This is a genomic window from Rheinheimera tilapiae, assembly GCF_042432165.1.
In the GTDB taxonomy this organism is placed as follows: Bacteria; Pseudomonadota; Gammaproteobacteria; order Enterobacterales; family Alteromonadaceae; genus Pararheinheimera; species Pararheinheimera tilapiae.
On the sequence record NZ_JBHLXP010000001.1, the window covers coordinates 319,674 to 345,397 of the forward strand.

The 25,724-nt window shown below is 54.3% G+C and carries 26 protein-coding genes; 8 read left to right on the top strand and 18 right to left on the bottom strand.

Annotated features, from left to right (window positions below; all coding sequences use genetic code 11):
- Window positions 1-20: 20 nt before the first annotated feature.
- The 3 genes from ACFFJP_RS01380 to ACFFJP_RS01390 form a co-directional block, all read right to left on the bottom strand.
- Entirely contained in the window at window positions 21-1,298 is a 1,278-nt protein-coding gene (locus tag ACFFJP_RS01380; protein WP_377239671.1) for an acetyl-CoA hydrolase/transferase family protein, read from the bottom strand.
- A 78-nt stretch (window positions 1,299-1,376) separates the two neighbouring features.
- Window positions 1,377-2,261 carry an AraC family transcriptional regulator gene (locus ACFFJP_RS01385; RefSeq protein ID WP_377239674.1) on the bottom strand — a complete coding sequence of 295 codons (885 nt, stop codon included), beginning with the start codon at window positions 2,259-2,261 and terminating at the stop codon, window positions 1,377-1,379.
- A 142-nt stretch (window positions 2,262-2,403) separates the two neighbouring features.
- Window positions 2,404-3,243, bottom strand: coding sequence for an SDR family oxidoreductase (locus tag ACFFJP_RS01390; RefSeq protein WP_377239676.1), 840 nt, complete (start codon window positions 3,241-3,243; stop codon window positions 2,404-2,406).
- Window positions 3,244-3,365: 122 nt separating this feature from the next.
- Here ACFFJP_RS01390 and ACFFJP_RS01395 point away from each other — a divergent pair, with 122 nt between their 5' ends.
- Window positions 3,366-4,760: an FAD/NAD(P)-binding protein gene (locus ACFFJP_RS01395; protein ID WP_377239679.1), complete on the top strand. Its 1,395-nt coding sequence runs from the start codon at window positions 3,366-3,368 to the stop codon at window positions 4,758-4,760.
- A 213-nt stretch (window positions 4,761-4,973) separates the two neighbouring features.
- On the opposite strand, the gene ACFFJP_RS01400 is transcribed toward ACFFJP_RS01395, so the two are convergent.
- The 6 genes from ACFFJP_RS01400 to ACFFJP_RS01425 form a co-directional block, all read right to left on the bottom strand.
- Complete coding sequence (locus ACFFJP_RS01400) at window positions 4,974-5,222, bottom strand: DUF3297 family protein (RefSeq protein WP_377239681.1); 249 nt, start codon at window positions 5,220-5,222, stop codon at window positions 4,974-4,976.
- Window positions 5,223-5,374: 152 nt separating this feature from the next.
- A complete protein-coding gene (locus ACFFJP_RS01405) occupies window positions 5,375-5,758 on the bottom strand; it encodes a hypothetical protein (RefSeq protein WP_377239683.1) in 384 nt (127 codons plus the stop codon).
- A gap of 453 nt (window positions 5,759-6,211) precedes the next feature.
- Complete coding sequence (locus ACFFJP_RS01410; protein WP_377239685.1) at window positions 6,212-7,276, bottom strand: sulfate/molybdate ABC transporter ATP-binding protein; 1,065 nt, start codon at window positions 7,274-7,276, stop codon at window positions 6,212-6,214.
- Window positions 7,273-7,413, bottom strand: a complete 141-nt coding sequence (locus ACFFJP_RS01415; RefSeq protein ID WP_377239687.1) for a hypothetical protein — start codon at window positions 7,411-7,413, stop codon at window positions 7,273-7,275. Before ACFFJP_RS01415 ends, ACFFJP_RS01410 begins: the two co-directional genes overlap by 4 nt.
- 296 nt (window positions 7,414-7,709) lie before the next feature.
- The gene (locus tag ACFFJP_RS01420; protein ID WP_377239689.1) at window positions 7,710-9,707 is read right to left on the bottom strand and encodes a phytase; all 1,998 of its coding nucleotides are present in this window, start codon (window positions 9,705-9,707) and stop codon (window positions 7,710-7,712) included.
- Window positions 9,708-9,723: 16 nt separating this feature from the next.
- On the bottom strand, window positions 9,724-12,489 hold the full coding sequence (locus tag ACFFJP_RS01425) for a TonB-dependent receptor (protein ID WP_377239691.1): 2,766 nt from the start codon (window positions 12,487-12,489) through the stop codon (window positions 9,724-9,726).
- A gap of 218 nt (window positions 12,490-12,707) precedes the next feature.
- Here ACFFJP_RS01425 and ACFFJP_RS01430 point away from each other — a divergent pair, with 218 nt between their 5' ends.
- The gene (locus ACFFJP_RS01430) at window positions 12,708-13,610 is read left to right on the top strand and encodes a GGDEF domain-containing protein (RefSeq protein WP_377239693.1); all 903 of its coding nucleotides are present in this window, start codon (window positions 12,708-12,710) and stop codon (window positions 13,608-13,610) included.
- Complete coding sequence (locus ACFFJP_RS01435; protein WP_377239695.1) at window positions 13,610-14,563, top strand: helix-turn-helix domain-containing protein; 954 nt, start codon at window positions 13,610-13,612, stop codon at window positions 14,561-14,563. Before ACFFJP_RS01430 ends, ACFFJP_RS01435 begins: the two co-directional genes overlap by 1 nt.
- Window positions 14,564-14,589: 26 nt before the next feature.
- Here ACFFJP_RS01435 and ACFFJP_RS01440 read toward each other — a convergent pair whose 3' ends face one another.
- Window positions 14,590-14,793 (bottom strand): hypothetical protein, encoded by a 204-nt coding sequence (locus tag ACFFJP_RS01440; protein WP_377239697.1) that lies wholly within the window; start codon window positions 14,791-14,793, stop codon window positions 14,590-14,592.
- Between the two features lie 119 nt (window positions 14,794-14,912).
- Window positions 14,913-15,956, bottom strand: a complete 1,044-nt coding sequence (locus tag ACFFJP_RS01445) for a 2Fe-2S iron-sulfur cluster-binding protein (RefSeq protein WP_377239699.1) — start codon at window positions 15,954-15,956, stop codon at window positions 14,913-14,915.
- A gap of 336 nt (window positions 15,957-16,292) precedes the next feature.
- Between ACFFJP_RS01445 and ACFFJP_RS21350 the strand changes: the two genes are divergently transcribed.
- Window positions 16,293-17,390 carry a methyl-accepting chemotaxis protein gene (locus ACFFJP_RS21350; protein ID WP_377239702.1) on the top strand — a complete coding sequence of 366 codons (1,098 nt, stop codon included), beginning with the start codon at window positions 16,293-16,295 and terminating at the stop codon, window positions 17,388-17,390.
- A 197-nt stretch (window positions 17,391-17,587) separates the two neighbouring features.
- On the top strand, window positions 17,588-17,926 hold the full coding sequence (locus tag ACFFJP_RS01455) for a zinc ribbon domain-containing protein YjdM (protein ID WP_377239704.1): 339 nt from the start codon (window positions 17,588-17,590) through the stop codon (window positions 17,924-17,926).
- Window positions 17,927-17,979: 53 nt separating this feature from the next.
- Here the strand turns inward: ACFFJP_RS01455 and ACFFJP_RS01460 are convergent, their stop codons facing one another.
- A complete protein-coding gene (locus ACFFJP_RS01460; RefSeq protein WP_377239706.1) occupies window positions 17,980-18,210 on the bottom strand; it encodes a hypothetical protein in 231 nt (76 codons plus the stop codon).
- 302 nt (window positions 18,211-18,512) lie between these two features.
- Between ACFFJP_RS01460 and ACFFJP_RS01465 the strand changes: the two genes are divergently transcribed.
- The gene (locus tag ACFFJP_RS01465) at window positions 18,513-18,722 is read left to right on the top strand and encodes a hypothetical protein (RefSeq protein ID WP_377239709.1); all 210 of its coding nucleotides are present in this window, start codon (window positions 18,513-18,515) and stop codon (window positions 18,720-18,722) included.
- Here the strand turns inward: ACFFJP_RS01465 and ACFFJP_RS01470 are convergent.
- The 5 genes from ACFFJP_RS01470 to ACFFJP_RS01490 all read right to left on the bottom strand — a co-directional run bounded on the left by ACFFJP_RS01470 (window position 18,685) and on the right by ACFFJP_RS01490 (window position 22,876).
- Window positions 18,685-19,098, bottom strand: coding sequence for an ExbD/TolR family protein (locus ACFFJP_RS01470; RefSeq protein ID WP_377239713.1), 414 nt, complete (start codon window positions 19,096-19,098; stop codon window positions 18,685-18,687). The two genes, ACFFJP_RS01465 and ACFFJP_RS01470, sit on opposite strands and share 38 nt — an antisense overlap.
- Entirely contained in the window at window positions 19,098-19,835 is a 738-nt protein-coding gene (locus ACFFJP_RS01475) for a MotA/TolQ/ExbB proton channel family protein (RefSeq protein ID WP_377239716.1), read from the bottom strand. The genes ACFFJP_RS01470 and ACFFJP_RS01475 overlap by 1 nt, the downstream gene beginning before the upstream one ends.
- A 153-nt stretch (window positions 19,836-19,988) precedes the next feature.
- On the bottom strand, window positions 19,989-20,615 hold the full coding sequence (locus ACFFJP_RS01480; RefSeq protein ID WP_377239719.1) for an energy transducer TonB: 627 nt from the start codon (window positions 20,613-20,615) through the stop codon (window positions 19,989-19,991).
- Between the two features lie 195 nt (window positions 20,616-20,810).
- Complete coding sequence (locus ACFFJP_RS01485; protein WP_377239721.1) at window positions 20,811-21,593, bottom strand: substrate-binding periplasmic protein; 783 nt, start codon at window positions 21,591-21,593, stop codon at window positions 20,811-20,813.
- Window positions 21,594-21,697: 104 nt separating this feature from the next.
- The gene (locus ACFFJP_RS01490; RefSeq protein WP_377239724.1) at window positions 21,698-22,876 is read right to left on the bottom strand and encodes an acyltransferase family protein; all 1,179 of its coding nucleotides are present in this window, start codon (window positions 22,874-22,876) and stop codon (window positions 21,698-21,700) included.
- Window positions 22,877-23,006: 130 nt separating this feature from the next.
- Between ACFFJP_RS01490 and ACFFJP_RS01495 the strand changes: the two genes are divergently transcribed.
- Window positions 23,007-23,291, top strand: a complete 285-nt coding sequence (locus ACFFJP_RS01495; RefSeq protein WP_377239726.1) for a hypothetical protein — start codon at window positions 23,007-23,009, stop codon at window positions 23,289-23,291.
- 489 nt (window positions 23,292-23,780) lie between these two features.
- Here ACFFJP_RS01495 and ACFFJP_RS01500 read toward each other — a convergent pair whose 3' ends face one another.
- On the bottom strand, window positions 23,781-24,737 hold the full coding sequence (locus ACFFJP_RS01500) for a methylenetetrahydrofolate reductase (protein ID WP_377239728.1): 957 nt from the start codon (window positions 24,735-24,737) through the stop codon (window positions 23,781-23,783).
- 204 nt (window positions 24,738-24,941) lie between these two features.
- Between ACFFJP_RS01500 and ACFFJP_RS01505 the strand changes: the two genes are divergently transcribed.
- Window positions 24,942-25,652: a transporter substrate-binding domain-containing protein gene (locus ACFFJP_RS01505; protein ID WP_377239731.1), complete on the top strand. Its 711-nt coding sequence runs from the start codon at window positions 24,942-24,944 to the stop codon at window positions 25,650-25,652.
- The last annotated feature ends 72 nt before the right edge of the window (window positions 25,653-25,724 follow it).

The following is a 25,724-nucleotide window of genomic DNA, read 5'->3' on the forward strand; positions in this document are numbered from 1 at the left end:
TCAAGAAAAACCCCGAAAAATCAGACCTTAAGACCCCAATCTTCAAACGCCTGCCGCGCCAGTTGCTCGCGAAATTGTGGCGCAGCGATGTCGATCAGCGCTTTGGCGCGCTCGGTCAGACTACGGGCGCGTAAGTTGGCCACACCATACTCGGTGACAATGTAATGCGCATGGGCGCGGGTGGTGACGACGCCTGCCCCCGGCGTTAACAAAGAGCTGATGCGCGAGACTGTGCCACCGGCTGCGGTGCTGGGCAGCGCAATAATGGCGCGGCCGCCTTCAGATAAACCGGCGCCGCGGACAAAATCCATCTGACCACCCACTCCGGAGTAAATCTTCGTGCCGAGCGAATCGGCACAGATCTGGCCGGATAAATCGACCTGCAGCGCACTGTTGATCGACACCACCTGCGGGTTTTGCCGGATCACCGCGGTGTCGTTGGTATAGGCCACATCTAAAAACACCACTTCCGGGTTGTCATCGACAAAGTCGTACAGCGCCTGACTGCCCATGGCAAAAGTGGTTACCACTTTACCCGGATGTTTTTTCTTATTGCGGTTGTTAATGACGCCTTTGGCCAATAATGGCAACACGCCATCGGAGAACATTTCGGTGTGCACACCGAGGTTTTGCCGGTCGCCAAGGCAAGCCAGTGCTGCATCCGGAATAGCTCCAATGCCCATTTGCAGGCAGTCGCCGTCGCGGATCAGGCTAGCGACATTGGCGCCGATTTGTTGTGTCACCGGATCCTGTTCGGCCGGCAGATGCAGTGGGATCTGCGATTCGAGTTCAACATAAGCGGCGAAGTCCTGCAGATGGACAAAAGAATCGCCGTGGGTGCGGGGCATGCGCGGGTTGATTTGGGCAATAACGCGACGGGCGTTTTGCATCGCGGCGCGAGTGGCTTCAACTGAGACGCCGAGGCTGCACAGACCGTGTTTATCCGGCGGCGACACTTGCACAATCGCCGTATCGACGCGTTGCTCTTTGCTTCTGAATAACTTCGGAATTTCCGATAAAAAACTCGGCACATAATCGGCAAGACCGCAGTTCACGGCAGGGCGGGTCGGGCCACCAACAAAAAACACCCGTTGGCGTAAATGCCCGGCCAGTTCAGGTGCGCACAACGCACCGCTTTTTTCGGTATGCAGACTCAGCAGTGTCAGGTTCTGTTTATCACGCGCCACCTGGGCTAAAGCGTCCAGCATGCTGTAAGGAGTGGCAGCCATCGAGTGGCTCCAGATAAATTCATTGTTGCCAATCAGGTTCAGAGCGGATGCAGCATTGGGATGTTTCATGGTCGGTTCCGTGGCTTAAAGAGCCCATAGTGTAGCGGGTCCACAACGACGGAACTCTGACCTTGATCAAGAACCGGCTCAGTTCGTTTGCAAGGCCAGCCAGATCCGGGTTTGTGCCTGATGCGCCGGCACGTCGGGGAAAAAACTGACCCGCTCCAGTAACAATGGAACATCGGCAGGAACCCAGCCTTTTGCCGGCAACAGTTCGGTATACAAAGCGCGGATGATAGGTTCGAGCTGCGCATCCGGTCCTGTGTGGTCAAAACGGGCATACAGACCGGCTGGTAGCTCGACATAGCTGAGCTCGGGTGCTTGCAATAATTCCGGCTGCACTGTGTCCAGTTGCAATGCCAGACCAAAGCGGTATTGGTCCGGAGCGGTATCCTGCGGGTCGTCATAGAGCAGGTTAAAAGTAGCGAAACGGCTCGGGTGTAATTTGTGCGTGCGGCGAAACTCGATAAAACGCCGGATACTGTTGCCAATACTGGCCGGGTGGCCCTGATGTAGCCATTGTAGTAACAGAGTACCGCTGCGTGTTTCAGCCCGCACCGCTGCGATGGCCGCAGCAGAAAGTGTCGGTGCGTCTGAAGCTGCGATTTGGTTGAGCTGTTCAGTTTGTTCCGCCCAATACAACCAATCCGGTTGCTGGCGGAACTGAGCCGGCGCCTGACCTAACCAACGGGCAAAGGCGCGGCTGAAGCTTTCTGCATGCTGATAACCGGCTTCCAGTGCTAATTCAGTCACCGGGGTTTGCCGGTAGGCCAGCGCTGTCGCTGCGCGCTGTAACTTCAGTAAGCGCTGATAACTCTGTAAGGGCATGCCGCAATAAAACCGAAACTGACGGTGTAAATGCCAGACTGAATAACCGCTGCGGGCGCTGAGCTCCGTCAGTGTCAGCGGTTCATCGGCAGCTTCAATCAGGGCTAACAGCTGCGGCAGCAGCGCTAAAAAGGGTTCAGACATCAGTAAGTTCCTTTAACAGAAGTGGCCTTACTGTATCAAAGTCATAGCGGTGCTGCCTGACCGTTCTTGCTTGTGGGCACTGAGGAGCGACTACAACAACCACATTCGGTCGCCTCTCTGACGTCTTGCAGAAACTTAGTGTTCAGTGCACCGACAAACCGAATTTACGCTTTAGGATCCGATGTAGCAGGTTGCTCGGTAACACCGCTTTGAGCAGCGGTAATAACCAGCTGCCGCGGCCAACCCGGATGTGTAACTGACGCTGTGGGATTTGCAGCGCTTGCACCAGTTCACGGGCATATTCCGTGGCTGGTGTCGGGAAATCCTGTGAGGCACGGGCGCGACGTCGCACGCCGTCGCGGTAAGGCCACCAGCTGGAATCTTCGGACAGCACCTGTTCAGCCAGCTGACTGGCACGGTCGGCAAAACCGGTATCGACAGCACCGGTCACGGCCAATAGCACTTGCACACCCAGTGGCTCCAATTCCATCCGCAGTGCTTCACTGATAGCATGCAGCGCCGCTTTCGATGCGCAATACACGCCGGCAAAAGGCGTGACCAGATTGGCACTGACACTACCGATATTCAGCACAGTGCCGCGACTTTGTTGTAGCAGTGGCAAGGCGGCTTTGGTCATCGCCACCACTGAAAACACGTTGGTCTGAAACTGCAGCGCCAGTCGCTCCGGGCTGATATCCAGCACCGGGCCAATAGCACCATAGCCGGCGTTGTTGACCAATAAATCCAGCCGGCCGTGCTGGGCTCGCAGCTGCTGAACCATCGCATCGATTTGCTGCTGGTCGTTGACATCGAGGCCAAATACCGCAAAACCCTCCGCCTGCAATCGTGCTAAATCACCCGCTTGCCGGGCTGTGGCGAACACCTGATAACCGCGGCTTTTCAGCTCTCGTGCCAAAGCCAGACCAATGCCGCCGGAGCATCCGGTTACCAGGGCGATCAAAGGCGAGGGGGCTTGCGGCATCAGCGACTCCGGCAGACAAAAAGGTGAACTTCAGCTGTACCTTAACTGCTTTTTTCATTGACAGGAAGGGCTTTGGCCAGTTATCACATCGGCGGTAGTTCATCAGGTGGTACAGCACAGCGATGCAGAAAATTGCGATTTTAGGTGGCGGCTTAGCTGGCGTTTCAGTGGCGATGCAGTTGATTAAACAGGCTGACACTGCGTTGTCGCTGCAGATTTTTGACCAGACCGGTCAGTTTGGTCGTGGCGTAGCTTATCAGCCAAGGCAAGTGGCGCATTTGCTGAATGTGGCTGCCGGAAAAATGAGCCTAGACCCGGCGTTACCGGCTGATTTTCTGCATTGGCTGCAACAGCAAGCGCAATTTGCCGCTGACGAGCCTGCGGTATTAGCGCAGGCCTATTTGCCGCGGGCAGTGTTTGGTGATTATGTCGCACAGCGCTGGCAAGAGTCGTTGGCGCTGGCTGTGCAAAAAGGTCTGCAGGTCAGCCTTCGCAAGGTCAAAGTCACAGCACTGGATTTGACGGACCAGACCGCTCCACGTCTGCAGTGCGAGGGCGATTGGCAGGATTTTCACCAGCTGGTGCTGGCCTGTGGCAACGAATTACCGCGCCATCCGGCGGGTTTTGCTGAACTAACGAACCATCCGGCTTATGTCCACAACCCCTGGTCTGACGCCTGGCTGCACAAACTCAAACCTGACAGCCAAGTCGTGATCCTCGGCAATGGTCTGACGATGGTCGATACGTTGTTATCTCTGCGCGCTGCTGGCCTGAAAACACCGGTGCTGTCAGTATCTCCGCATGGTTATGGCATGTTGCCGCACCGCCATCCGGGGCTACAGCTGAACCAGTTCAGTCAGGCGTTACCGCAGCAGGCCAGCCTGCGGCAGTTATTACGGCTGTTTAACCGGGCGCGCCATCAGGTAAGGCGCTTAGGCGTGTCGGCAGAACCGCTGATTGATGCGTTAAGGCCGCATACGCAGCGCTACTGGCAGCAATTCAGCCCTACAGAAAAAACGCTGTTTATGCGCCGGCTGCGGCATTTATGGGGCGTGGCGCGCCACCGGGTGCCGCTGCATTTGCATGACCAGCTGCAGCAACTGCGCTTACATGGCTTACTGGAAGTGCATGCCGGCAAAGTGTTGAGTGTGCGCCCGGCAGGCGAACAGCTTGCCCTGCAGATCAATAGCCGGGTGCATCGTGAAATGCCGGCACAAACTTTTGATTATCATGCAGATTTAGTGCTGAATTGCACAGGGCCGGAGCAGGATTACCGCAATCTGCCGGGCCATCTGCTGCAACAGGCTATCGCAACAGGTGCTTTAGCGGCAGGGCCGCTTGGTTTAGGTTTAGCTGTCGACGTCGCCAGTTTGCGGGTTAAGAATGCGGCTGGCGCTGTACAGCCGACAGTTTATGCCATCGGTTCGTTATTGCGTGGCGAGTTGTGGGAAAGTACTGCACTGCATGAAATTCGCCAGCAAGCCCAGCAGATCGCTGCGGGAATTTTGGCACACTGACACAATAAAAAAATTGCCTGGAGCAATTTTTAACAACGCATAGCGTTGGCCTGAAAGGTGAGCGCCATGGACGGGGCGAATAAAAAATTGCCTGGAGCAATTTTTAACAACGCATAGCGTTGGCCTGAAAGGTGAGCGCCATGGACGGGGCGAATAAAAAACCGCCTCAGGCTATTGAAGGCCGGGCGGTTTTTTTACAGATGTGGCCGTGTCTTAGCGGTAATAAGCTTCGACAGTGCCTTTCATCGTCATCAATAGCGGTTGGCCACGACGGTCCACTGCTTTGCCGGCCGGCACTTTAACCCAGCCTTCGCTGATGCAGTATTCTTCAACGTCAAAACGTTCTTTGCCATTCAGGCGGATGCCAATGTCATGTTCAAACACGGCCGCGTTGTAATGTGGGCTGCGTGGTTGGACTGACAGGCGGTCTGGTAATTCCGGGCGTGCGGTGGTGTCGTTCATGCTGAGATTCTGTGCAAAAAAAAGAGCGCTATTGTAGGCAATTGCGACGGTGCGGCTCAAGTGTTAAGGGCAGAAATGTCGGGTGGCATTTTTTAAAAACTCCGGGCTTTGTGGAAAAAGCCCGGTCTGCTGTTGTTTCAGGAGTTGTCGGATTAACCAGCAACCAAATCAAACCATTGTTGTTGGCGGCTTGAATCCAACGTTTTCAGTTTTTCCACAGTGGCGTGTGGCAGTTTACGCACAGAGCCCTGTTCAAATTGTTTAATAGCACTGCCCAGTTCAAATACCGGCGTGGTCACAGCGCGTTGTTGTTGCAGACTACGGCATTCACGTTGGCTAGGCGCATAACCCAGTTTGCCGGCATAAGCAGCCAGTACGTTGCGCTGATATGCTGAAGTGCCTTTGGCAGCCAGTTGGCAGTAACCGCTATTGCTGTAGCTGTGTTGTTGTTCTGCAGCATGTGCAGTGCCAATGTTCATCAGACCCAGGGCAAACAGGCCGGCCAGCAGTGTTGGGGTGTGAGTCAGCAGTTTCATCCAATTTTCCTTCTGAGATTAGGCACAACAGAGATTTGTGTTGATGCTGTTGCAACAACGGGCGTCAGATTAATTGGATTGCGTGACAAGGCCGTGGCGGAAGCACGAGAAGAATTGTGACAGAAGGATTAGATTTTTTTATGCATCATGCCTGATGTGGGATTCATGTTGTTCAGTTGGTTTGTGCCAAAAGCAGACATTCTTTAATTATCATGTACGGCGGCGCGTTGCTTGCCGGTACCTACCGCCCCGACGTAAGGTTAGGTACGGTCAGCAACACTCGGTGTGCGACAACCGTTGTGCGACAACCGGTGGGTTTCGCTGCGCTCTACCCACCCTACGAGCCAGCGGCCCGATCGTAGGGTGCAATGAGCAAAGCGAATTGCACCTTTGACACTTGTCGCAGTGTCAATCAGCCTGAACGGAATGACTGCAATCCGCTCTAAGCAGAGATCAAATCCCTTCGCCTAAAAACACCCGGCTGTAGCGGGGTTTTAACCAGGTGTGCTGGCCGACGGATAGCCCCAGCTGTTTAAATCGGGTTTTATCCAGTTCGACGTGGATGATTTGGTCGGCGTGTTGCGATTGCAGTTCGAGCCGCACCGTCGGGCCGACCACTGTGATGAGGTCGAGGCGGGCGGCGATGGCGTCGTCTTCTTTGGCATGCAGCACGTCGATTTCATGTGGGCGCACGTAGGCGAGGCCTGGTTGCTCCAGCTGTTCGGCGGCGGCTGGTAAGTCTGCGCTGCTTGGTTGCACCAGCTGGTCGCCGTCACGCACCCGGGCGTGGAACAGGTTCACCGTGCCTAAGAATTCGTAAACAAATGGATTGGCTGGATGGTCGTAGACCTGCTCCGGCGTGCCGTCCTGCTCAACGCGGCCTTTGTTCATCACGACAATCCGGTCGGCCACTTCCAGCGCCTCTTCCTGATCGTGTGTAACAAAGACGGAGGTGACATGAATTTCATCATGCAGCCGGCGCAGCCAACGGCGCAGTTCCGCACGCACCTTGGCGTCCAGCGCACCAAACGGCTCGTCCAGCAGCAGCACTTTTGGCTCAACGGCTAACGCGCGGGCCAGCGCAATACGCTGACGCTGACCACCGGACAACTGCGATGGATAACGGTCTGCGGTCCAGTCCAACTGCACCAGCTCCAGCAGTTTCTGCACTTTTTGCTTAATCTCAGTGTTCGACGGGCGGAATTTCTTCGGCTTGACGCTCAGGCCAAAACCGACGTTTTCCGCCACTGTCATATGTTTAAACAAAGCGTAATGCTGGAACACAAAACCGACGCCGCGTTCACTGACATGGCGGTCGCTGATATCTTCTTCATTAAACAGAATGCGGCCACTGTCGGCCTGTTCCAAGCCTGCGATCAAGCGCAATAAAGTGGTTTTGCCGGAGCCAGATGGGCCGAGCAATGCAGTCAGTTCACCGCTTTTAATCGACAGACTGACATTATCAACGGCTTTAAAATCGCCGAAATTTTTCCGCAATTGCTGGACTTCAATACTCATAGCTGCCCCGGTGAGGTGGTGGTGTCGTGGCGGTCTGCTGCGGTATTTGCCTGCCAGGCGCCCAGTTCTGCGCGGATTAACGCCTGTTGCAGCCATAAGCTGTAGCGTTGCCACCAGGTCAGTTGAGTCTGTTGCATGCAAATCTCCGTTTAGACATCTATATGCCCAATATCTAAGAGCCTGCATTAAAACAGAGCGGCTTAATAACCTTAAATACTTTTTCGGAGCAGGATATAACTGAAAAGTTATATGAAGGGATTTGGTAAGGAGAACATGGATCGCGTGTGACGTACGGTGTATGACATACGGCGGTCTTTGTTTGGTGAGAACATGTACGGCGGCGCTTGCGCTTGCGCGTACCTACGCTCTTATCGGGGCAGTAGGTACGTGCAAGCAAAGCGCCGCCGTACGAAATAAACTCATCACATAACGATTACCGCTTCAACACTACTTCCAACTGCTGCAACGGCACCAGTTTCAGGTTTTGACCAGCTTCCGGCATCCGGTTGCGGCCATCCTGGATCGCGATGGCGCCGAACGGAAACGCCGGGCCCAGACTTTTCACGGTCAGATCCAAGCCGTCGGTTTCTGAGCTGCCGTCGATGCCAAGCTGCGGATTAGTGCCGACGCGAAAACGCTGCACAAATGCATAGGGCGCGGTCGCTTCATACAACACATAACTGTCATTGCCCTGGCTGGAGATCAGTAACAAGGGTTTGTTTTGTGTTGTAAAAGTGCCGGCCGGCAATAACGCCATACCTTCAACGTCGGCGACCAGCGGGCCTTGTTCATCGTTGGCGGTGATCACCAGCTGTCCGGCCACAGGAGCTGCTGCATCGGCGGCAAAGGTCCAGACGCCGACATCTTCTTCCCCGACATACAGCTGATGGTTTTGATCATCCGCCACACAGCCTTCCGGCTGCGATGGCACTTTGAGCGTGCGCACCAGCTCGCCTTGCCATTGCTGGCCGTCTGAACTCAGGCGGAACTGATCGATGCGGCCACTTTTATCATTAACGAAGGCATAAAGCTGGTCCGCCGCCGGTTGATACAGGCACATGCCATAAATATCCGGCAGTGCGGTCGGGACTTGTCCGGCGTCGTGCAACTGGCCAGCGGCATCAATGGCGAACAATTGCAGGCTGTTATTGTTGCGCAGGCTGGCCACGGCGATATCGTGTGGTTTGCCCTGCCAGCGCAGACCATAGCGCACATCGACATTATTCAGCCGGCCAACCGGCAGCTGCTGCACCCGTTCCCCTTGCAGGTTATACACCTCGAGACCTGAGCGTTTATCGGTGGCTAGAATACGGCTGTTAGCCGGGTTGGTGGCGTGATGCCAAAACGCCGGGTCGTCGATCACATCACCGCGCGTGGTGGTTGACGCAGTTTCCAGCGTCGCCTGCAGCTGCGGAAACACGACAGCCGTTGCGGTTTGTTGCGGCTGTAACTGGATGGGTAGCGTCGCGCTCAGCAGCGGCTGCACGTCGAGCAAGTGCGCTGGCTCAACAGCGAACTGCAGGGCAATCTGCTGATTGTTGTGCTGCAGTGACATACTTTGCAGAGCAAGCTCAGTCGACAGTGGGGATGCCGTCGCACTGAAACTATCATCTGCGGCAGGAGTAAAACGCAGCAGCCGCGCCGGTTCAGCTTCCAGTGCCAGCAACTGGCCGTCAGGTAGCAACTGCAGCGCACTGATCTCGTTTTGAATGGCGCCAAAGGGTTGGCGGGCTTGCATCAGCGTGCCGGCTTCATCCGATTCTGCTTCAGCGTTAAAGCGCCATAAACCTTGCGGTTCACTGACATACAGCACACTTTTGCTGTGATCGACCGCGCAGGATTTGGCGTCATACGGCAGGTTCAGCACGCGCATCGGCACAGGTTGTGGTAGCCACTGGTCCTGCTGTTGCAGCAACAGCTGGTCGGCGCCACCGCGATCGCCGATGACAAACAGGCTGAGCTGCTGATTTTCTTTGCTTTGATAAAAACACAGGTCTTCGGCGACCCGGCTGGTCAGGGTGTAGTTGAACCGAGGCGTGAGCACTCCTGCCTGATACTGCCACAGCCATAACTGTTGCGTTTCTTTATCAACGGCAGTGATGAGCAGTTGATCGGCTTGCTGCTGTAACAAAGTCAGCCGTTCAAAGCGGCCGGCAGCGCTCGCCAGCACTTTGCCGTCAGCGTCCAGCACTTGCAGTGCTGTGGCGTCAGTGCGTAGCTGCAGAGCCTGATCCGCGACAGTGGCTGTGGCGCTGTAAGTGCCGGTCAGCCGCAGTGGCTGCACAGCGAGCGGCGTATCAGCGCCGTGCTTGCTGGCATCCGTTGGCGCCGTTTGTAGTTGTTGCTGACAACCAGCCAGACCGAGCAGCACAGCGCTGCTCAGTACCGAGCAAACAAAGCGGGCCTTGTTTGTGAAGACAGGATAATTCATTCGATGTGCTCCCATCTTAATGGCTGATTTGCAGACCAAGCGCGAAGCTGCGGCCGTATTGTTCGTACTGGAAATTGGCATAACGCTGTCCGGTATAGGCGTAATAAGGCTCGTCATTCAGGTTGACGATGTTGAAGTACAGTTGCACTGAGTCTGACCACTGATATTTACTGGAAAAATCCAGCTGCAAATGGTCGTCGGCAAAGACGTCATACGCCGCATCATCCAGTTCGCCGACTTCGGCTAAATAAGCCGATTTATAGTTGGCAGCAAGGCGAAGGCTCAGGGCCTCGGTTTCATAGCCAATCGCAATGTTGGCGGTACGATCAGACTGGCTAGGCAGCGTAATATCACGCTGTTGCCATTTGCCGTCATCGAGATAGCCGAGGCTGGCATCCGAGCGGGTCAAAGTCAGGTTGGCCGACAGCAACAGCTGATCCAGCCAGTTACCAAAGCCGGAAACCTGATGCACGGCATTCAATTCAATGCCGCTTAAACGGGCTTTGTCGCCGTTGCGATAGGTTTCCGCCACCGCGAAGTTTTCATAGCCTGCGCTGCCAGCCAGGTCGGCCTGGTAAATAAAGTGCTGAATATCTTTGTAAAACACCATGGCAGACAACACGCCAAGGCCGTCGGCATAGTGTTCAAAACCAAGGTCCAGGTTGTCTGAGGTCAGCGATTTCAGCTCTGGGTTACCAAAGCTGGCTTCCAGTTCACCATCGTCTTCTTCCAGCAGATAAGCCGGCGCCAGCTGGGCAAAGTTCGGCCGGACCAAGGATCTGCTGTACGAAGCGCGGATCTGCGAATTGTCATTGAGCTGATAGCGGCTGATCAGGGCCGGCAACCAGTCACCATGGCTGGTATCTGCGTTAGTCGCAGTGAACGTGTCCTGTTCGCCGTCATAACGGATGCCGCTGCTGTCGCGTTGCTCATGCTCATAACGCGCGCCTGCCACTAAATGCCACAGGTCGCCTTCCCATTGCGCCATCAGGTAACCGGCACTTAATTGCTCGTCAGCTTTGAAGTTGTTGATAGCGGATTCGACGTCATCGATATAATCGTCTCTGTCTAAACTATTGACCAGACTATAAATACTGGCTGCGTTGATGGCAGGACCAAAGCGGGAAGGGGCAAAGTCGACCATGCTGTTGCTGTATTGGCTCAGGCTCAATGCTTTGACGCCGGCATCGGCGAAATCTTCAAAGGCCCACACCGTTTCACGGGCCGTTTTTTCACGCTGACTGATTTTCACACCGGTTTTCAGCTGCCAGACACCGTCGGCAGCAATAAATTCGCGGCTGAGATCGGCCCGCACATTGTGCTCCTGCTCTTTGGTGTAGGTTTCGCCCATCTCGACTTCGTCAATGTTGTAACCGTCGGCCAGATAAGCCGCATCCGGTGCGATCAGTTGCAGCATATCGCTGCCCTGGAAGCCAAGGCCCGCTTTGAACTTCTGTGTAAAGGCTGCACCGGAAATACTAAAAGGCGTGTCTTCATCAGCCTGGCTGCTGCCGGCTTCCAGTTGCCACTCATAAGCGCCTTGCTGCTGTTTAGTGCCGAGCACCAGCGCGCTGATGCTTTGCTGCTCTTCACGCTGCTTCAGTTCCCGCACCAATTTGCCTTTACCGGTGACACCGGCCAGCTGCGCTTTGTCGAGCTCAGTGATGAGCGCCTGACGGCTCTCATCGTCGGTAAAACGGCTGTACAAAGTGCGGACATAATATTCGGTCAGGCTGTCGGGTCTGTAGTCGGCGTTCAGCGCAAGGCCCAGGCGTTCGCGGCTGATTTGATAGTCGCGTAGTTCAAACTCTTCAAGACCAGCCGGGAAATCCCATTTGCCGCCGGTTTCACTATTGTCGGAGCCGAATTTACGTTTGGCCAGACTCGCGGCGAATGCGATGCCCAGGCTGTCGCTGTTGTCGCCGACATCAAACAGCCGGGTGGCGACGCCGGAAATTTTCGGGCTTTGCGCATCGACCAGGCTGTTATGGCCTACTTCTGCCGTGAAGCTGTAGAAGTCATGGCTGCGGTCAAACGCAGATAAGCTCTTGATTTCAATAGTACCGCCTAAGGAACCGGCCGGCATATCCGGCGTCAGCGTTTTGCTGACTTCGACCGACTCCAGTAAGTCGGATGGGATCACATCGAGCGCAACCGCGCGGCGGCCTGCTTCCGGCGCTGCCAGCGAAGTGCCGTTGTAAGTGACGGCGTTGTAATCAGGTGCCAGACCGCGCACGCGGACAAAACGGCCTTCGCCCTGATCGCGCTCGACCGATACCCCGGCCAGACGTTGTAAGGCTTCACTGGCATTGCTGTCGGGGAATTGGCCCATTTCGTCGGTACTTGCCACAGTGACAATGCCGGCGGCATTGCGTTGACGGCTCAGCGCTTTACTGACTGCGCCAGACTGGCCGGTCACTTCGACGTGCTCCAGGCTGTTATCGACTGCGCGTAGTTTGATATCACCCAGTTGCAGCGGGTCGGCCGCGATGATCACGGCTTGCTCAGCAAGCGCCGCGCCGACATAACGCACTTGCAGCGTGTAGCTGCCTGCTGGCAGTTTCGGAAACACAAAGCGGCCATCGGCGGCGGTGGTGCGGCTTAAATTCAGTTCGCGGATCACCACTTCAGCGCCCGGTAACAAACGCTGCTGGTTGTCGGTGATACGGCCACTCAAAGCGGCATCGGCGTATGCCGTGCCAGTCGTAGCAGCAGTTAAACAAAGGCCAAGCCAAATAGCTCGGCTGAGCCGGTGCGGATGAAACAAAGGTGCAGAAGTCATAACAGTTCCCAGTGCTGAAGAAGAAAATCCGGTGCTTATTGTGCGAAGACTGTGTGACAGCTACGCAGACAAAAAACCGATGTCATGTGCCGGGCGGACCCGGGTCTTTGCAGCACAAGTCAGGGCAGCATTTGTCATCCGACTGTCACGGCACTGTCACAGGGGCTGTCGAGAATGAGGGGTTTACATGTTTAGGATTGGCGCTGAGGACCTATTTGATGTGGCGATATCACCGGCAAAAACTCAGTGTCTGCCTGCTCTTATTGCTGGCGGTGCTGGTGCTGGCATTTCATCAGGGTGAACTGAAAGACTGGGCGCTGCGCGACAGCGTCGATAGTCTGGGCGAAGCCGTGACGCTGGCGGTCTGTGGCGCCTGGTTGAGCCTGATCATCAGTAGCCGGCCTGTGGGTCGTATCACCAACTATCTGTTTTTTGGCAGTTTTTTACTGTTGTTTTCCGCAACTTTAGATTTGGCTGACGAAGTGCTGGATTATCCGCCGGAGCAGCGATTGTTGAGCTGGCTGGAATCTTTCCCGGCACCGATTGGCATGGTGTTATTAACCATTGGCTTGTTTGGCTGGCATCGCGAACAACAAGTGATTAGCCGGCAGTTACAGGGCCGCGAAGGTTTTTTACGCGACCATCAGCTGATTGATCCGCTGACGCAGCTGTACGGACCGGTGTATTTGCATGCGGTGCTGAACCGCGAGATTAAATTGCGCCGGCCAGGTCAGACCTTATCGCTACTGTTATTGGATATTCAGGGCTTTGCCGGCTACAACCGCAATTTTGGTGTGTCGGCCGGGGACGAGTTGCTGCAACGTCTGGCGATTTGGTTTGCCGGCCAACTGCGGCCACAGGACGTGATTTGTCGCTACAGCGGTGACTGTTTTGTCGTATTGCTGCCAGACACGCCACCGAGCAGCGCCGAACTGCTGGCGCAGCATTTACAAAGCCAGCTGCAGCATATCTGCACTGAGCCTTTGGTGTTACAGACGGTGGTTCAGCCGGTGCAGGACCAAAGCGCAGCGGCGGCTTTGCAACAGCTGGAGTTATCCTTGTTGCAGGCAAAAACGCAACCGTCATCGCGACATGCGGCGTATTCCAGGGTGTGGTACTGATGCGTCGGCCGGGCGGATATCAGGACAAACAGCTGCTGGTCGCGCATGGCGTGCCGGAATTGCTGCAGGCGGCGCAACGCCGCGGCGCTTCGCTGCATCAGCTGCTCGCCGGTACCACTTTGTTTGAAACTGACCTGCAAAAACCGCAATTTCGGATCCATCCCGGCGCGCTGCAGCGTCTGCTGGGTAACCTGAATAAAGTACCGAGCCCGGAACTGCCGGCTGTTATTGCGCAGGCGATATTACTGAACCCGCAGATCCCGGTCTGTCGGTTGATCCTGACGGCTCCGACACTTAGCAAAGCACTGCGGTATCTGTGGTTTTATCGCCAGCAGCTGTGGCCTTTATGTCTGCCTGTGTTGCAATGGCAAGGCGCCACGCTGCGAATGACGTTATTGCCGGCGGTCGGCATGGGGGCTGCGCAGGAACTGGCACTGGCGGTATGTCAGCAGTTTGTGCTGGCGCTTTGTGCGGCGCGTCAGGTGCGTGCTGGTGCCTCGGAGAATACAGAACAAAGCTCGGCACCATTGATGTTGCAGCTGACTTCGGCGCAATTGGCGCAGCGTTTGCCGCAAGAGCAACGGGCGGAATGCCGGCACTGGCGGCAGATTTGTTGTCAGCAGGCGAAGTTATTACCGCGTCAGCCCGGCTTGCTGGAATGGCTGAGCCGGCAGCAGCTGCGGCGTTTGCCGGATTGGCTGAGCCCCGATGAGGCTGCGGCGATGTTGCAGCTGCATCCGGCCGCGCTGAAACGCTTGCTGGCGGAACAACATTGCAGTTTTAGCCAATGGCAGGATGTTTTACGCAATCAGCTGGCGCTGTTCTGGTTGTCGCAACCAGAGCTGTCGAACCGGCAGCTGGCGGCGCGGTTGGGCTATTCGGACGAGCACAATTTCCGCCGGGCGGTGAAACGCTGGACAGGTTTACTGCCGAGCGCATTGAGACCAGGCTGAATGGCCAGGTCTCACTATCACATCCCCTAGCGCTGCACCTGGCGGTGGCCAAACTCCTGATCAGGCAGCTTCGCCGATAAATCACCAAACTCGGCCAGCAGAGTCGCGATCTCCCGTTCAGTAAAACCTACCCGGTCAAAATGACTGGCCAACTCTTCCATACTGGCGCCTTTAGCCAGCATGCGCTGACCGGTTTGCAGATGAATATTGCGGACAAAATCTGAAGTCATAATCGGTTCCTGCATAGTTAAACCATTGCAGGCGGCATCATGCCGGCTGAACAATACAGGCAGATGACAATTATTTTACAAATCGACCAAATACGGGCTGCACAGGATGAGCGGCCTGCTCAGTCGCCTAATAGCAGGGCGCTTTTGGCCTGTACACAGCAGGTCAGCACTTCGCCGGCGGACAGCGGGACCGCCGGGTCCAGCATTTGGATGACTTCACCTTTGAGCAGACGTTTTTTGCATAAGCCACAAGAGCCACCGCGGCAATCAGACGGAATGCAGGCACCGGCTTGATTCAACGCGTCCAGCACTGAACGAAAGCCGGCCGAATCGGTGCGGATCGCACCATATTGCAGTAAAAAACTTTGTTGGCTGGCCGCGGCACTAAATAGTTCAGACCGCAGCGACACACCGGCTCGCGCTAGTTCAAGGCGCAGTTGCTCTGTCATCGCCGCATTGGCGCAGCAATAATAATCCGCCTGCCGGCCGCCGAGCGCCAACAGCTGGGCGGCATTGATGCGGCCCTGTCCGCCCAGCCAGTCAACCGGCGGTTGTGATAATACCGGCACATAATGCAGTCCAGGTAGACGATTTAATAAACGGTGAAACAACAGGTCTGCCGCCGTGCGCGTCTGATAGACCAGCGTGACAGGCCGGCGACTGCGTAGCGCCTGATAAACCAGCGCAATCATCGGGGTGATGCCGACACCACCGGCTATCAGAATCAGTGGTCGGCGCCAGCCTCGCAGCACAAAATGGCCTTTAGGCCGGCTGCTGTGCAGCATATCGCCGACTTTGAGCTGGCGAAACAGCTGTGAACTGAGCCGGCCACCTGGTTCCGCTTTAATCACCAGCCGGTAAAAATGGCTATGCCGGCAATCCTGCGCTAGTGAATAAGCGCGACTGACTGGTTGGCCGGCCGCATCAGCCCCAAACAGCTGAATATGTTGGCCAGCCTTCGCTTCAGGCAGCATCCGTCCGTCAGCACTGACCAGCGTCAGATGCAGATATTGGCGCTGACGGCGCAGCCGGCTGACCCGCAGTTGTAACGACGGTTGATGGCGCAGGTATTTCTGACGCTGTTGCCACCAGTCAAAACCGGCCTGCAGCAGCCGCAATGTTGGCAAAAACAGTATCAGCACCAGCGCGAGAGTCGTAAGCATCAGAGAAACCATCAGATCTTGCTGGCGCTACTAAGCTGCAGCAAGCAGTTAATTCAGGGACAACAGTATATCATCATTTTAGCATTGATGAGAATGATTATCATTTGCTTGATTGGCAGATGAAATAGCCAAGCGGAGCCGGGTGCTTGCATGGTCTGACGCTTCAGCTGTAGTGCAGTCAAAATTTTTTCTCTGTAGTTGCGTATTTGCTGCTAATAATTAGAACTCGTTCCACCGGAGCGAATCTTGATTCTGTTCATAGAGTTAGTTGGCATCTAGTCTGTACTTACTGCAGAAACACGCAGTGGTACAAATGGTTAGCACAGGAAAATCACCATGGCACAATCTGATAATCAGCCCGTTCTCCCTTCAATTGTTCTGGCTGTCGCACTGTTATTAATGACGACGTTTTTATTCATCAATCCAGCGACGTTTGCCGTCCGTCTGGCGGGCGCTGTGATTGGACTGGCCGCTGCATTTTGGGCCTGGTCGCAGTTTCGCGCAGCTGTGGAGCAAGCACAGCAACAATCTGTGACACAGCAGGACATCAAACGTGAACTGCAGGAACAACAGCAAGATAAACTCGGGCAACAACAGCAGTTTTTACAAGCCGTATTGCCGGTTTGGCGTGACCAGCAACAGATGGCAGCACAGCAGTTGGAAACCGCTGTCAACGCGCTGGTCAGCCAGTTTCATGGCATTCATGACCAGCTCCAACAATCCATTCAATCGTCCCGAGCTGCCACAGGCGGGCACACTGGCCTCGCGGATGTCGTGCAGCAAAGTGATCGCAATCTGACAGCTATTGTCAGTTTGCTACGTGAAGCTATGAGTAACCGCGACGAATTGCTGAATGAAATCAATGCACTGGCGGCGATCACCGATGAACTGAAAACCATGGGCGCTGAAGTGGCGGGGATCGCGTCACAAACTAACTTACTGGCATTGAATGCGGCTATTGAAGCGGCGCGGGCCGGTGAGCAAGGGCGTGGTTTTGCCGTGGTTGCTGACGAAGTGCGCACCTTGTCATCCCGCTCTGGCGAGACCGGCGCGCGCATCACCAAACGCATTGATGACGTCAATGAAATGCTCAAACGGACGCTGGCGCGTACCGCGCAATTTACTGAGCAGGATGACCAGCGTTTGCAACATTCCGAAGTGTCAATCCAACAAGTCCTCGGCGATTTTAAACAAGTCGCCAGCGCGATTCTGGCATCGTCCGAGCAGCTGGAGAGCAGTAGCCTGAACGTGCAGCACGAGATCAGTTCAGTGCTGACGTCGCTACAATTCCAGGACCGTGTCAGCCAGATCCTGGCGCATGTCAGCGCTGATATCGACAAGCTGCATCAAACGCTGAATCGGGAGGACAGTCTGAGTCAGCTGGATCAACAACAATGGTTGCGTGACATTGCCAGGAACCGCGTCGCGGTCTAGCTGGAACCGATATGGTAGGATCTCCGGGAATGCTTCGTGGCGCTTTGCATAACATGTGCGGTGATGAGTGCTGTTGGCGAAGTAACGTGAAAGCTGCGGTTTTGCTGGCTTGCAGTTTCTGCTGCAATTTTTGTCACTGCCGCTATAATAGCCCTCCTTTTTTTAAGGCTATTTAGCCATTCTGCTGCGGAGCCCCGATGAGCCAGTTACCTCCATGTCCACAATGTCAGTCCCCTTTTGCCTATGAAGATGGCGCGCAGCTGGTCTGCCCTGAGTGTGGTCATGAATGGCAGCCAGGCGCTGAAGCTGCGGCTGAAAGTAGCCGTGAGATCCGCGATTCCGCCGGTTCAGTGCTGCAGGATGGGGATACCGTCACTGTGATCAAAGACTTAAAGGTCAAAGGTTCTTCGCTGGTGGTGAAAATCGGCACTAAAGTGAAAAACATCCGGTTGGTTGATGGTGATCACGACATCGATTGCAAAATCGATGGTTTTGGCGCAATGAAGTTGAAATCGGAATTTGTTAAAAAGGTCTGAACAGACCGCAACAAAAATGGCGCCATGGGCGCCATTTTTATACCGGGTATTGGTTAGTAAGCGCGGTTTTTAAAAGTAGCTGCGTCCAGAATCGACCACAGATGGACCAGCCCCGCAATCACCGCCGGGATAAAAATCAGCCACCACATGGCATAACCGGCCATACAGACGACAAAAAACAAAATGGCTGGCAGTAAGCGGCCTTGTACCAGCTGGCCCAGCCCCGGGATAAACACACTGCATAATGCGGCAATTACATTACCGCCTGAACCTTGTTCTGCCATAGCCGGCTCCTTACTTTCAACGATTTAGCCTTTAAACTGACTCTATCTCAAAACTTTATGTGTGACAGCATAATTCTGTAAGCAAATTTATAACGGCGTGAGGTCTTCGTTTTGCTGCGATAGGCTGTTGCCGGTCTGCCATGGTGGAGTTAACAGGTGGATGCTAAATCGCAACAGACACAACACGCTAATCTGTGAGTCCGGCTGAAACTAAACCAGCTGCTGCCCGAATTGTTAATGGTGTTTGTTGGTGTATTTGCGGCGTGATTTTCAGTGACTATTGGCATCTGGAAGGCATCAATATGATGCAGGCTTCGGGCCGGCTAAATGATATTGATTTAGCGCTATACCGCAGTATGGCTCCGGGATATGAATCTATTGCGATGTACCCAGAACAGCTGCAACGGTTTAGAGAAGTCACAGTGCAGATGGCGCAGGAGTTACTGCGCGAAATCGATAACAAATACCCGAAGCTCAAGCCCCCGGTTCCGTCAGAAAGCCCAACTGAGTAATACCGGCCTGCTGCACAGCCGCCAGTGTCGACACGACGTGTTCATAAGCCACTGCGCGATCACCTTTGAGCTGAAAGGTGGGCTGCGGTGTTTGCAGCGCGGCTTGCTGTAGTCGTTGTGCCAGTTCAGTACGGCTCAATTTATCACGGTTCCAATACACAGAACCGTCGGCAGTGATGGCTAGTGTGACTGTGTCCGGCTTGGTTTGACTCGGTTGGTGGCTAACCTGTGGTAACTCCAGCGGAATGGAATGCGTCAGCACCGGCACTGTGATCATAAAAATAATCAGTAACACCAGCATCACATCGACCAGCGGCGTCATATTGATTTCGCTGATCACGCCACTGTCCTCGTCAAAATCATTGTGAAAAGACATCAGGCGGCTCCGTTCATCGGGTTGGTGTGCGTATGCGACACCGTTGCTTTTGGCGCGGCGCCGGTAATGAAATACGCGTGCAGCTGGAAAGCGAAACGGTTCAGTTGCGACACAATGCCTTTGTTACTGCGGCTAAAGGCGTTAAACGCCAGCGTGGCCGGGATCGCCACCGCAAGGCCAAAAGCCGTCATGATCAGTGCTTCACCGACCGGGCCGGCAATCTTGTCGATACTGGCCTGACCGCTGGCGCCGAGGCTGACTAAGGCATGATAGATGCCCCAGACAGTACCAAACAAACCAACGAATGGTGCGACCGAGCCGACAGATGCCAAGATCGCCAGACCCCGTTGCAGTTGTTCAGCGCTTTCATCGATTGCGCCTTTTAAATTCGCCGTCAGCCAATCGGATAATGGCAGATGGCCGTGTAAGTCGTCACGGTGGGTACTGTGATGCGCTAACGCCTGCTGGCCCTGATCAGCCAGATAAAAAAACGGATTGCCGGGGCCATCCACCGGCCGTGCTTGCTGTAACAAGCTGAGCCCAGCCTGAAAACTCTGGGCATGCCAGAATTCACGGCCAGCTTGCTGCAGGCGACGCAGTTGCCATAAGGCATAGCTACGCCGGGCAATCACGGTCCAGCTGGCAACGGACATCAGCAGCAGCAAAAATGCTACGGTTTTGCTGACCATATCGCCTTGTTGCCACAACAACGCGATGCCATAAGGATTGTCTTGCATGATGTACTCCTGTTTATTATCTGGGATCATGGCCCCGAAAATCTTATGTGGCCGACGCTTTTGGTGCGGTGACTTTTCTGCGCCGTATTTGCCTGTATTCGCCGTGGTGTAGGGTGTAATGAGCGTAGTGAATTACACCAATCAAGCCTGTGGCTAACCCTGCTGTAATGAGAACTTCAGTGGCAGCTCGTACCAATAATCAATCGGCTGACCTTGTTTAAGTGCCGGCTGGAATTTCCATTTTTTCACCGCCTGCAGCGCAGCCTGATCCAGCCGGTCAAAACCGCTGGTTTTTTTCAGTTTCAGTTCTGTGACCAGCCCGTCTTTACTGACCAGCAATAACATCCAGACCGTGCCTTGTTCTTTGCGTTTGCGTGACAACATCGGGTACACCGGTGCTTTATTATTCAGGCCTGCAGCGTCGGCACTGGGCAGTTGTGTGCTGGGCTCGGTTGTTTTTGCGCTGCTGGCCGGCGCCTGTCGCGTGACAGGCTTGGTGCTCGCTGGAGCCGGTGCTGCGCTTGCCGCTTTTGCCACTGGCGGCGGTGTTTTTTGCTTGGGCGCAGTCTGCTTCAGCGGCGGTTGTTTCGTGATGGGCTTCGGCTGTGGTTTCACCGGTTCCGGCTCAGCTTTAGGCGGCGGTGGCGCAACTTTGGGTTCAGACGCGATCAACATGCCCTGCAGCTTCGGTGGTTCCATGTCGATTTTGGGTTCTGTAATGGCTGCATCCGCCTGCACCAGCGCGGCAATAACGCTTAAGTGCAGTAATAGCAACAGCAAAAAAACTCCGGCAGATCCGCGCGACATGATAAAACTTAAAGCATATGAGAATGATTCGCATTATATGCAAGTGTAAAGGTTTTGTCAGCAGCTTTTTGTTTTAAGCGAGGACCCCGCTAAAACCTCGTTTGGCCACACAGGCTTGCAGCTGGGGCTGTGATGGATCTGGAGATTTGAGGCAGAGTAGTGAATTGGTTAATACAGTACGGTATCGCCCAAAATGCGTTGTAAAGAACCGTCTTGTTTCATTTGAGCCAGCACAGCCCGGATCTTGTGTTCCGTATCAGGGTGTTTTAGATGGCGGGACAAACCGATAAAAATATCCTCCGGCTGCAGATCGTCGTGCAGAAATTGAGTGCTTTGCAATTGCCTGGCGATGTCTGGATGTTGGTCCAAGACAGTTTTCACAATATTTGGTGACAGCAATGCCGCTTCAGTCCTGCCCATCGCGACCAATTTCAATGCGTTTAATGCCGAATCCACGTATTGAATTTGGCTGGCTGGTAGCGCGTCAGCAATTTTCTGTAGTTTGTGATGTAAGCGGAACCCCCTGACGATCACGATGCTCATGCTGCTGATTTGCGACAGCAGTAACACAGGTTTTGCAGCAGTGACGGGTCTGTACAGCTGGTCCGGCAGCCGCGAGGCGAACCTGATCAGGATAAACTGTCTGGCACGCTCCTCGTTATAGAGCAAATTGACCATGATGTCGGTGTCGCCTGCAGCGAGATCTTTCAGGCAACGGGCGATGGGTGTCTGACGCGAGAGCTCTAAGCTGAAGCCGGCTCTGTCTGCGATTGCTTGCATCATTTGAACAGAAGGGCCAGTCGCGGTCCTGCCTTTTGCATCAAATTCGTGTAAGCGCGGAAAATGATCCAGACACCAGCGCATCGCAACAGGCGCGGCCTCTGCATTTTTGCTACCGGCAGCGTTGCCAAGCAGCGCCAGGAGTAACCAAAGAAATGAAGGAAATTTCACTATTGCGCTGTCGGGTAATGGCGATTGTTAACAGCATAGCGCAGTAGCAGGGGGCACTGGCGCAAACTTTTGCGCCAGCCCGAGGAAAAGTATGTAGCGTCGAATTAACCAGGTACTTTGGCAGGCGCCGCGTGTTCAGGCTGCGTCGCAGGGCGAAAGATATCCGGATAAACGCGGTCTCGCAACGCCATCGCCGGTGCCTCCAGCAACTTGTACAACAGCGCGCTGACGCCAAGTGATATCGCAATATTCAGCAGCAGCACCAAGCCGTCTGACCAGCCATACTGCGGCGCCTGCTGTTTAATGATAAAGCCAATAGGTTTATGCACCAGATACAGTGAATAGGACCAAAGCGCCAAAGTCGCAGCGCCGGGGATCTGGTAGCGTGCCAATAGACTGCCCGGTTGCAGCGCGCTCGCCAGCAACAAGGCAAACGCCATTGCCAGTAAGGAATAGCCAAACACTGTGGCAAAAAAGCCGTAACCTTCGCCTTTGATATAGCCATAATTCAGCAGCAGATAGCACATCACTGCCACGGCGCCAAATGCCAGCAGCTGCAGCTTGGTCTGATGTTGCGCCAAGGCCGACCAGCGCGCCGGATACGCATTTTTAAACAGGGCCACTGCAAGCCCTGGCAGTAATTCGTCCATCCGGGCGAAGCTGGAATAATAAATAAATGCATTAAAATAGCGCGTCTGGCCATCGGCTTCATTCCCATATAACTGCCACATCTGATAACGATAACAAGTCGCCGCGACGATCAATGCGCCCATCAGCCAGAAGGCATGCTGCACTTTGTTACCCACCCGCAGGCAAAGCCAGACCAGCAATGGCAACAGGAAATAAAACTGTTCTTCAATACATAAAGACCAGGCGTGCGAAAAAGCGGTGCCTGGCATCAGTTGGTAATTTTGCGTGAAGGTCAGAAAGCGCCATAACGGTGGCGGCGTGTTGCCGCCCATCAGCTGTGGTAACAGAAAAAAGGCGGCCAGTACCAGCCAGAACACCGGCCAGGTGCGCAGGGCGCGCCGCCAGTAAAACCGCCGGAATGACAGCTGCTTTCCTTGCGCCAGTCCTTCCAACAGCTGATTACCAATCAGATATCCAGATAAAACAAAAAACAAATCCACGCCAACCCAACCGATTTGACTGAGCCAGCCAAAGGTCGGTTCGCCACTGACAAACACCATATAGTGATACATAAACACCAGCGCAATAGCGCAAGCCCGCAGCAGGTCCAGCCCGCTGTGGCGAGAAGAGTGGCGCGACGACAACACGTTCATTAAAACCCCGGGAATTGTGACGGAAACACGAATGAGAGCAGGCAATTGCATTGAAATTACCATCCTGTCCGGGGATTGTCGTCAGAATGTTCGGCCCGACCTGCCAGCGCTGGGATGAGTGGGGCACGGCATGGGATTGCAGATTGCTGTTTGCTGGTTTTCTGCCCTGTGGGCGGGTGTTTTCGCTGATGCTGAGTCTTTGTCCTACGGGCGGTTTTTATTCAAATTGCATTTTTGCCTGTTGCGGCAAGACCGCTTAGCAAAGATGTCACCTGACGGTGAGTTCCTTTCTTTTATGAATGGCTATGCCATTCACCCTTCGGGCCAGCTAAAGCTGTTCAATCGGACTTTGTCCGATTGTGTCTTGCCAAAAGAAAGGAACCGAAAGAAAAGGCGCCACCCGGTTCCGCTCTAAAGCCCGTCTGAAAAGTCGCCGTCCAAGGCGAAAACGTAACTCGCACGGCGCTAGCGTCGCCGTGCTCAGACACCCGTTTTCTTAAAACCTTGGCCAACGATTTTCAGCCGGTTCGCTCCAACGGGCAGCCGGTCTCAATTAGTGGTACTTGCTTTTAATTCTCTTTGGTTAAAATCAAAAACAACTAAAAAAGCCAATCCCCCCGTTGGAGCGAGCCGATGCAAATCAGCGGTTTGAGGTTTTAAGCTGGGGAGTGTTTGAGTGCGGCGACGGTAGCGCCGCGCGAGTTGCCCCAGCGCCTCAAATTGTTGATTTTCATCGGTCTTTCGAGCGTAACCGGGGTCGGTTTTTCTTTGGTTACTTTCTTTTGCTGAAACAAAAGAAAGTGACTCACCAACAGGTGAAATCTTTGCTAGACGGTCTCATCGTGAAGGTAAAAACGAGAAATAAGCCAAGTGCCGCCCGCAGGGCAAAAAACAAAGGTAATCGTCAGGCCACTTGCTTTTCAGCCAGATGCAGCTCCATCGTGGCTTTGAGCAGGCGGAACAGCAGCACTGAGGCGTCGATTTCTTCACGTCGGTTGGTCAGACTTTCCACGTTAAGGCCAAGCGGAATATCTAAATTGGCGCAGTGCTGCAGTATTTGTTGCAGGTTGTCGCGGCAGATGCGGATCGATTCATTCAGTGGATTTTCTGCATCCAGAATGCGGTAACGCGCTGCTTCTGGCACTGAAATGCCAAGCCAGTGCATAAAATCTAACGTCTGTTCACCGCCACAAGGCGTGAACGTCAGGATCACGCGGTTCGGTGTCAGGCCTTGCTGGCGGCAGCTGCGGGCGTAGCTAGTCAGTAAATCAATGGTGGCCTGCGCGTTGTAGACCGCCTGGGTGATAAAAAACTGACACCCTTGTGCCGACTTTTCGATCAGGCGCTGGTGTTCATTGCCTTTGCTGGCATGACGCTCAGCAATGGCGACACCGCCAAGATATACATCGGCCGGATGTTCCGCTAACTCGCGGTAAGCGTCGGCCAGACTCAGTTTGATCGTGCCGTTGGATGAAGGGCTGCCGACCAACACCAGATTCTGCAGCTGATAATCGCGCGCTGTTTCACCCAGCCAATCACGAAATTCGGCTGCATCGCGCTGCGCCACGGACTTGTAGGTGATCACATCCCGACGCGCCAGCTTACGCAGCAACAGGCTGTACTCACGCGGGTCCAGCGTGGCGTGAAACGGGAAAGGCCGTTCGCTGCTGACCCGGCTGCTTTCGTCCTGAATGTCATAAACAACTAAACCGTCGAATTCGATTTCGTTTAAGCGCTTCAGCAGCTTGCTGGCAATGCGTTCGGTTTTATCCGTCGCAGTGCCGGCTTTTGGCGGAGTTGTGCCAATCAGGTACACACCTTGGTTCGGGTCCTGAATCTTTTGCTGCAGACTGAGCGGCATCGTCGAAATCTCTTATAGCAGTTGATGCGGCTAAGTATACAGATGTTTGGATGGCTGGCCATCTAAATTTAATTGAATTTTTTCGAATCTTCAGTTGAGAAAAACTCAAACTAACTAGTCGAGATGGGGAAAGTGCAGAAAAATCACCTTAGATCGATTATCTTCATACAGATATTTTGCATGGATCTGGCCGGGAGTATTTCAGTGCGAAGCGTCGTTATTTTACTGTTGATATTGTCCAGCATGGTGACGCCGGCTGCAGAGGCCAACGCAACGGCAACGGTATATCCAAAGCTGGATATCTACCTCATTACAGATGAGGCGCCGGCCCCCGACGGCCGGGAAACTGAGGCAACCCTGCGCTTACGTAGTATCATGGCGAAAGTACCGGAACTGCGTTACCAACTGCACTATGTGTCCTGGCCCAAAGCGATGCGGCAGGTCGAACAGCGACATAATGCACTGATTTTCCAGATATTACGCACGCCGCAGCGTGAAGCACGATATCGTTGGTTGGTTGCCGACCAGCAAGTGCCGATCAACCTTGTGGCATTAAACCGGAATCCGAAAAAAAACTGGCCTTTGTCACGTTTGAAACAGGACAAAGACCTCAGGATCGCTTGCCCGGCAAATACCGCGCAGTGTGAAATTCTGTTACAGCAGGGCTTCGATGAGAATCAAATTGTGCAAATCAGCCCGCAACAACAACAAAGCCTGGAGCGGGTGTTGCTGGCCGGGCGGGTCGATTTTATTGTGGTGGCGCCGGTCGATTTACAGCGCAATATGCAACGATTGTCTGTGGCAGCTTCGGCCTATCAAATCAGCCATAAACTCACTTCAACTGACGACTATCTGGCCGGTGGTTTGTTCTTAGAACCGGCGGTACGCCAGCTGTTTCAGCAAAAATTTCCATGACCAGCCAGTCAGGCGCCGCAATCCTTATAGTTTCTTTATAAAGCCGTTCGCGCCACAGTTTTACAATAAACA

What these genes read in the sequence shown, in the direction of transcription:
- ACFFJP_RS01460 (WP_377239706.1), bottom strand. Translation starts at nt 18,210, where the DNA reads ATGGCAGAACAAGGTTCAGGCGGTAATGTAATTGCCGCATTATGCAGT.
- ACFFJP_RS01440 (WP_377239697.1), bottom strand. Translation starts at nt 14,793, where the DNA reads ATGACTTCAGATTTTGTCCGCAATATTCATCTGCAAACCGGTCAGCGC.
- ACFFJP_RS01445 (WP_377239699.1), bottom strand. Translation starts at nt 15,956, where the DNA reads ATGCTTACGACTCTCGCGCTGGTGCTGATACTGTTTTTGCCAACATTG.
- ACFFJP_RS01425 (WP_377239691.1), bottom strand. Translation starts at nt 12,489, where the DNA reads ATGACTTCTGCACCTTTGTTTCATCCGCACCGGCTCAGCCGAGCTATT.
- ACFFJP_RS01410 (WP_377239685.1), bottom strand. Translation starts at nt 7,276, where the DNA reads ATGAGTATTGAAGTCCAGCAATTGCGGAAAAATTTCGGCGATTTTAAA.
- ACFFJP_RS01395 (WP_377239679.1), top strand. Translation starts at nt 3,366, where the DNA reads ATGCAGAAAATTGCGATTTTAGGTGGCGGCTTAGCTGGCGTTTCAGTG.
- ACFFJP_RS01455 (WP_377239704.1), top strand. Translation starts at nt 17,588, where the DNA reads ATGAGCCAGTTACCTCCATGTCCACAATGTCAGTCCCCTTTTGCCTAT.
- ACFFJP_RS01405 (WP_377239683.1), bottom strand. Translation starts at nt 5,758, where the DNA reads ATGAAACTGCTGACTCACACCCCAACACTGCTGGCCGGCCTGTTTGCC.
- ACFFJP_RS01400 (WP_377239681.1), bottom strand. Translation starts at nt 5,222, where the DNA reads ATGAACGACACCACCGCACGCCCGGAATTACCAGACCGCCTGTCAGTC.
- ACFFJP_RS01465 (WP_377239709.1), top strand. Translation starts at nt 18,513, where the DNA reads ATGATGCAGGCTTCGGGCCGGCTAAATGATATTGATTTAGCGCTATAC.
- ACFFJP_RS01380 (WP_377239671.1), bottom strand. Translation starts at nt 1,298, where the DNA reads ATGAAACATCCCAATGCTGCATCCGCTCTGAACCTGATTGGCAACAAT.
- ACFFJP_RS01500 (WP_377239728.1), bottom strand. Translation starts at nt 24,737, where the DNA reads ATGCCGCTCAGTCTGCAGCAAAAGATTCAGGACCCGAACCAAGGTGTG.
- ACFFJP_RS01470 (WP_377239713.1), bottom strand. Translation starts at nt 19,098, where the DNA reads ATGTCTTTTCACAATGATTTTGACGAGGACAGTGGCGTGATCAGCGAA.
- ACFFJP_RS01435 (WP_377239695.1), top strand. Translation starts at nt 13,610, where the DNA reads ATGCGTCGGCCGGGCGGATATCAGGACAAACAGCTGCTGGTCGCGCAT.
- ACFFJP_RS01420 (WP_377239689.1), bottom strand. Translation starts at nt 9,707, where the DNA reads ATGAATTATCCTGTCTTCACAAACAAGGCCCGCTTTGTTTGCTCGGTA.
- ACFFJP_RS01430 (WP_377239693.1), top strand. Translation starts at nt 12,708, where the DNA reads ATGTGGCGATATCACCGGCAAAAACTCAGTGTCTGCCTGCTCTTATTG.
- ACFFJP_RS01415 (WP_377239687.1), bottom strand. Translation starts at nt 7,413, where the DNA reads ATGCAACAGACTCAACTGACCTGGTGGCAACGCTACAGCTTATGGCTG.
- ACFFJP_RS21350 (WP_377239702.1), top strand. Translation starts at nt 16,293, where the DNA reads ATGGCACAATCTGATAATCAGCCCGTTCTCCCTTCAATTGTTCTGGCT.
- ACFFJP_RS01490 (WP_377239724.1), bottom strand. Translation starts at nt 22,876, where the DNA reads ATGAACGTGTTGTCGTCGCGCCACTCTTCTCGCCACAGCGGGCTGGAC.
- ACFFJP_RS01475 (WP_377239716.1), bottom strand. Translation starts at nt 19,835, where the DNA reads ATGCAAGACAATCCTTATGGCATCGCGTTGTTGTGGCAACAAGGCGAT.
- ACFFJP_RS01495 (WP_377239726.1), top strand. Translation starts at nt 23,007, where the DNA reads ATGGGATTGCAGATTGCTGTTTGCTGGTTTTCTGCCCTGTGGGCGGGT.
- ACFFJP_RS01390 (WP_377239676.1), bottom strand. Translation starts at nt 3,243, where the DNA reads ATGCCGCAAGCCCCCTCGCCTTTGATCGCCCTGGTAACCGGATGCTCC.
- ACFFJP_RS01385 (WP_377239674.1), bottom strand. Translation starts at nt 2,261, where the DNA reads ATGTCTGAACCCTTTTTAGCGCTGCTGCCGCAGCTGTTAGCCCTGATT.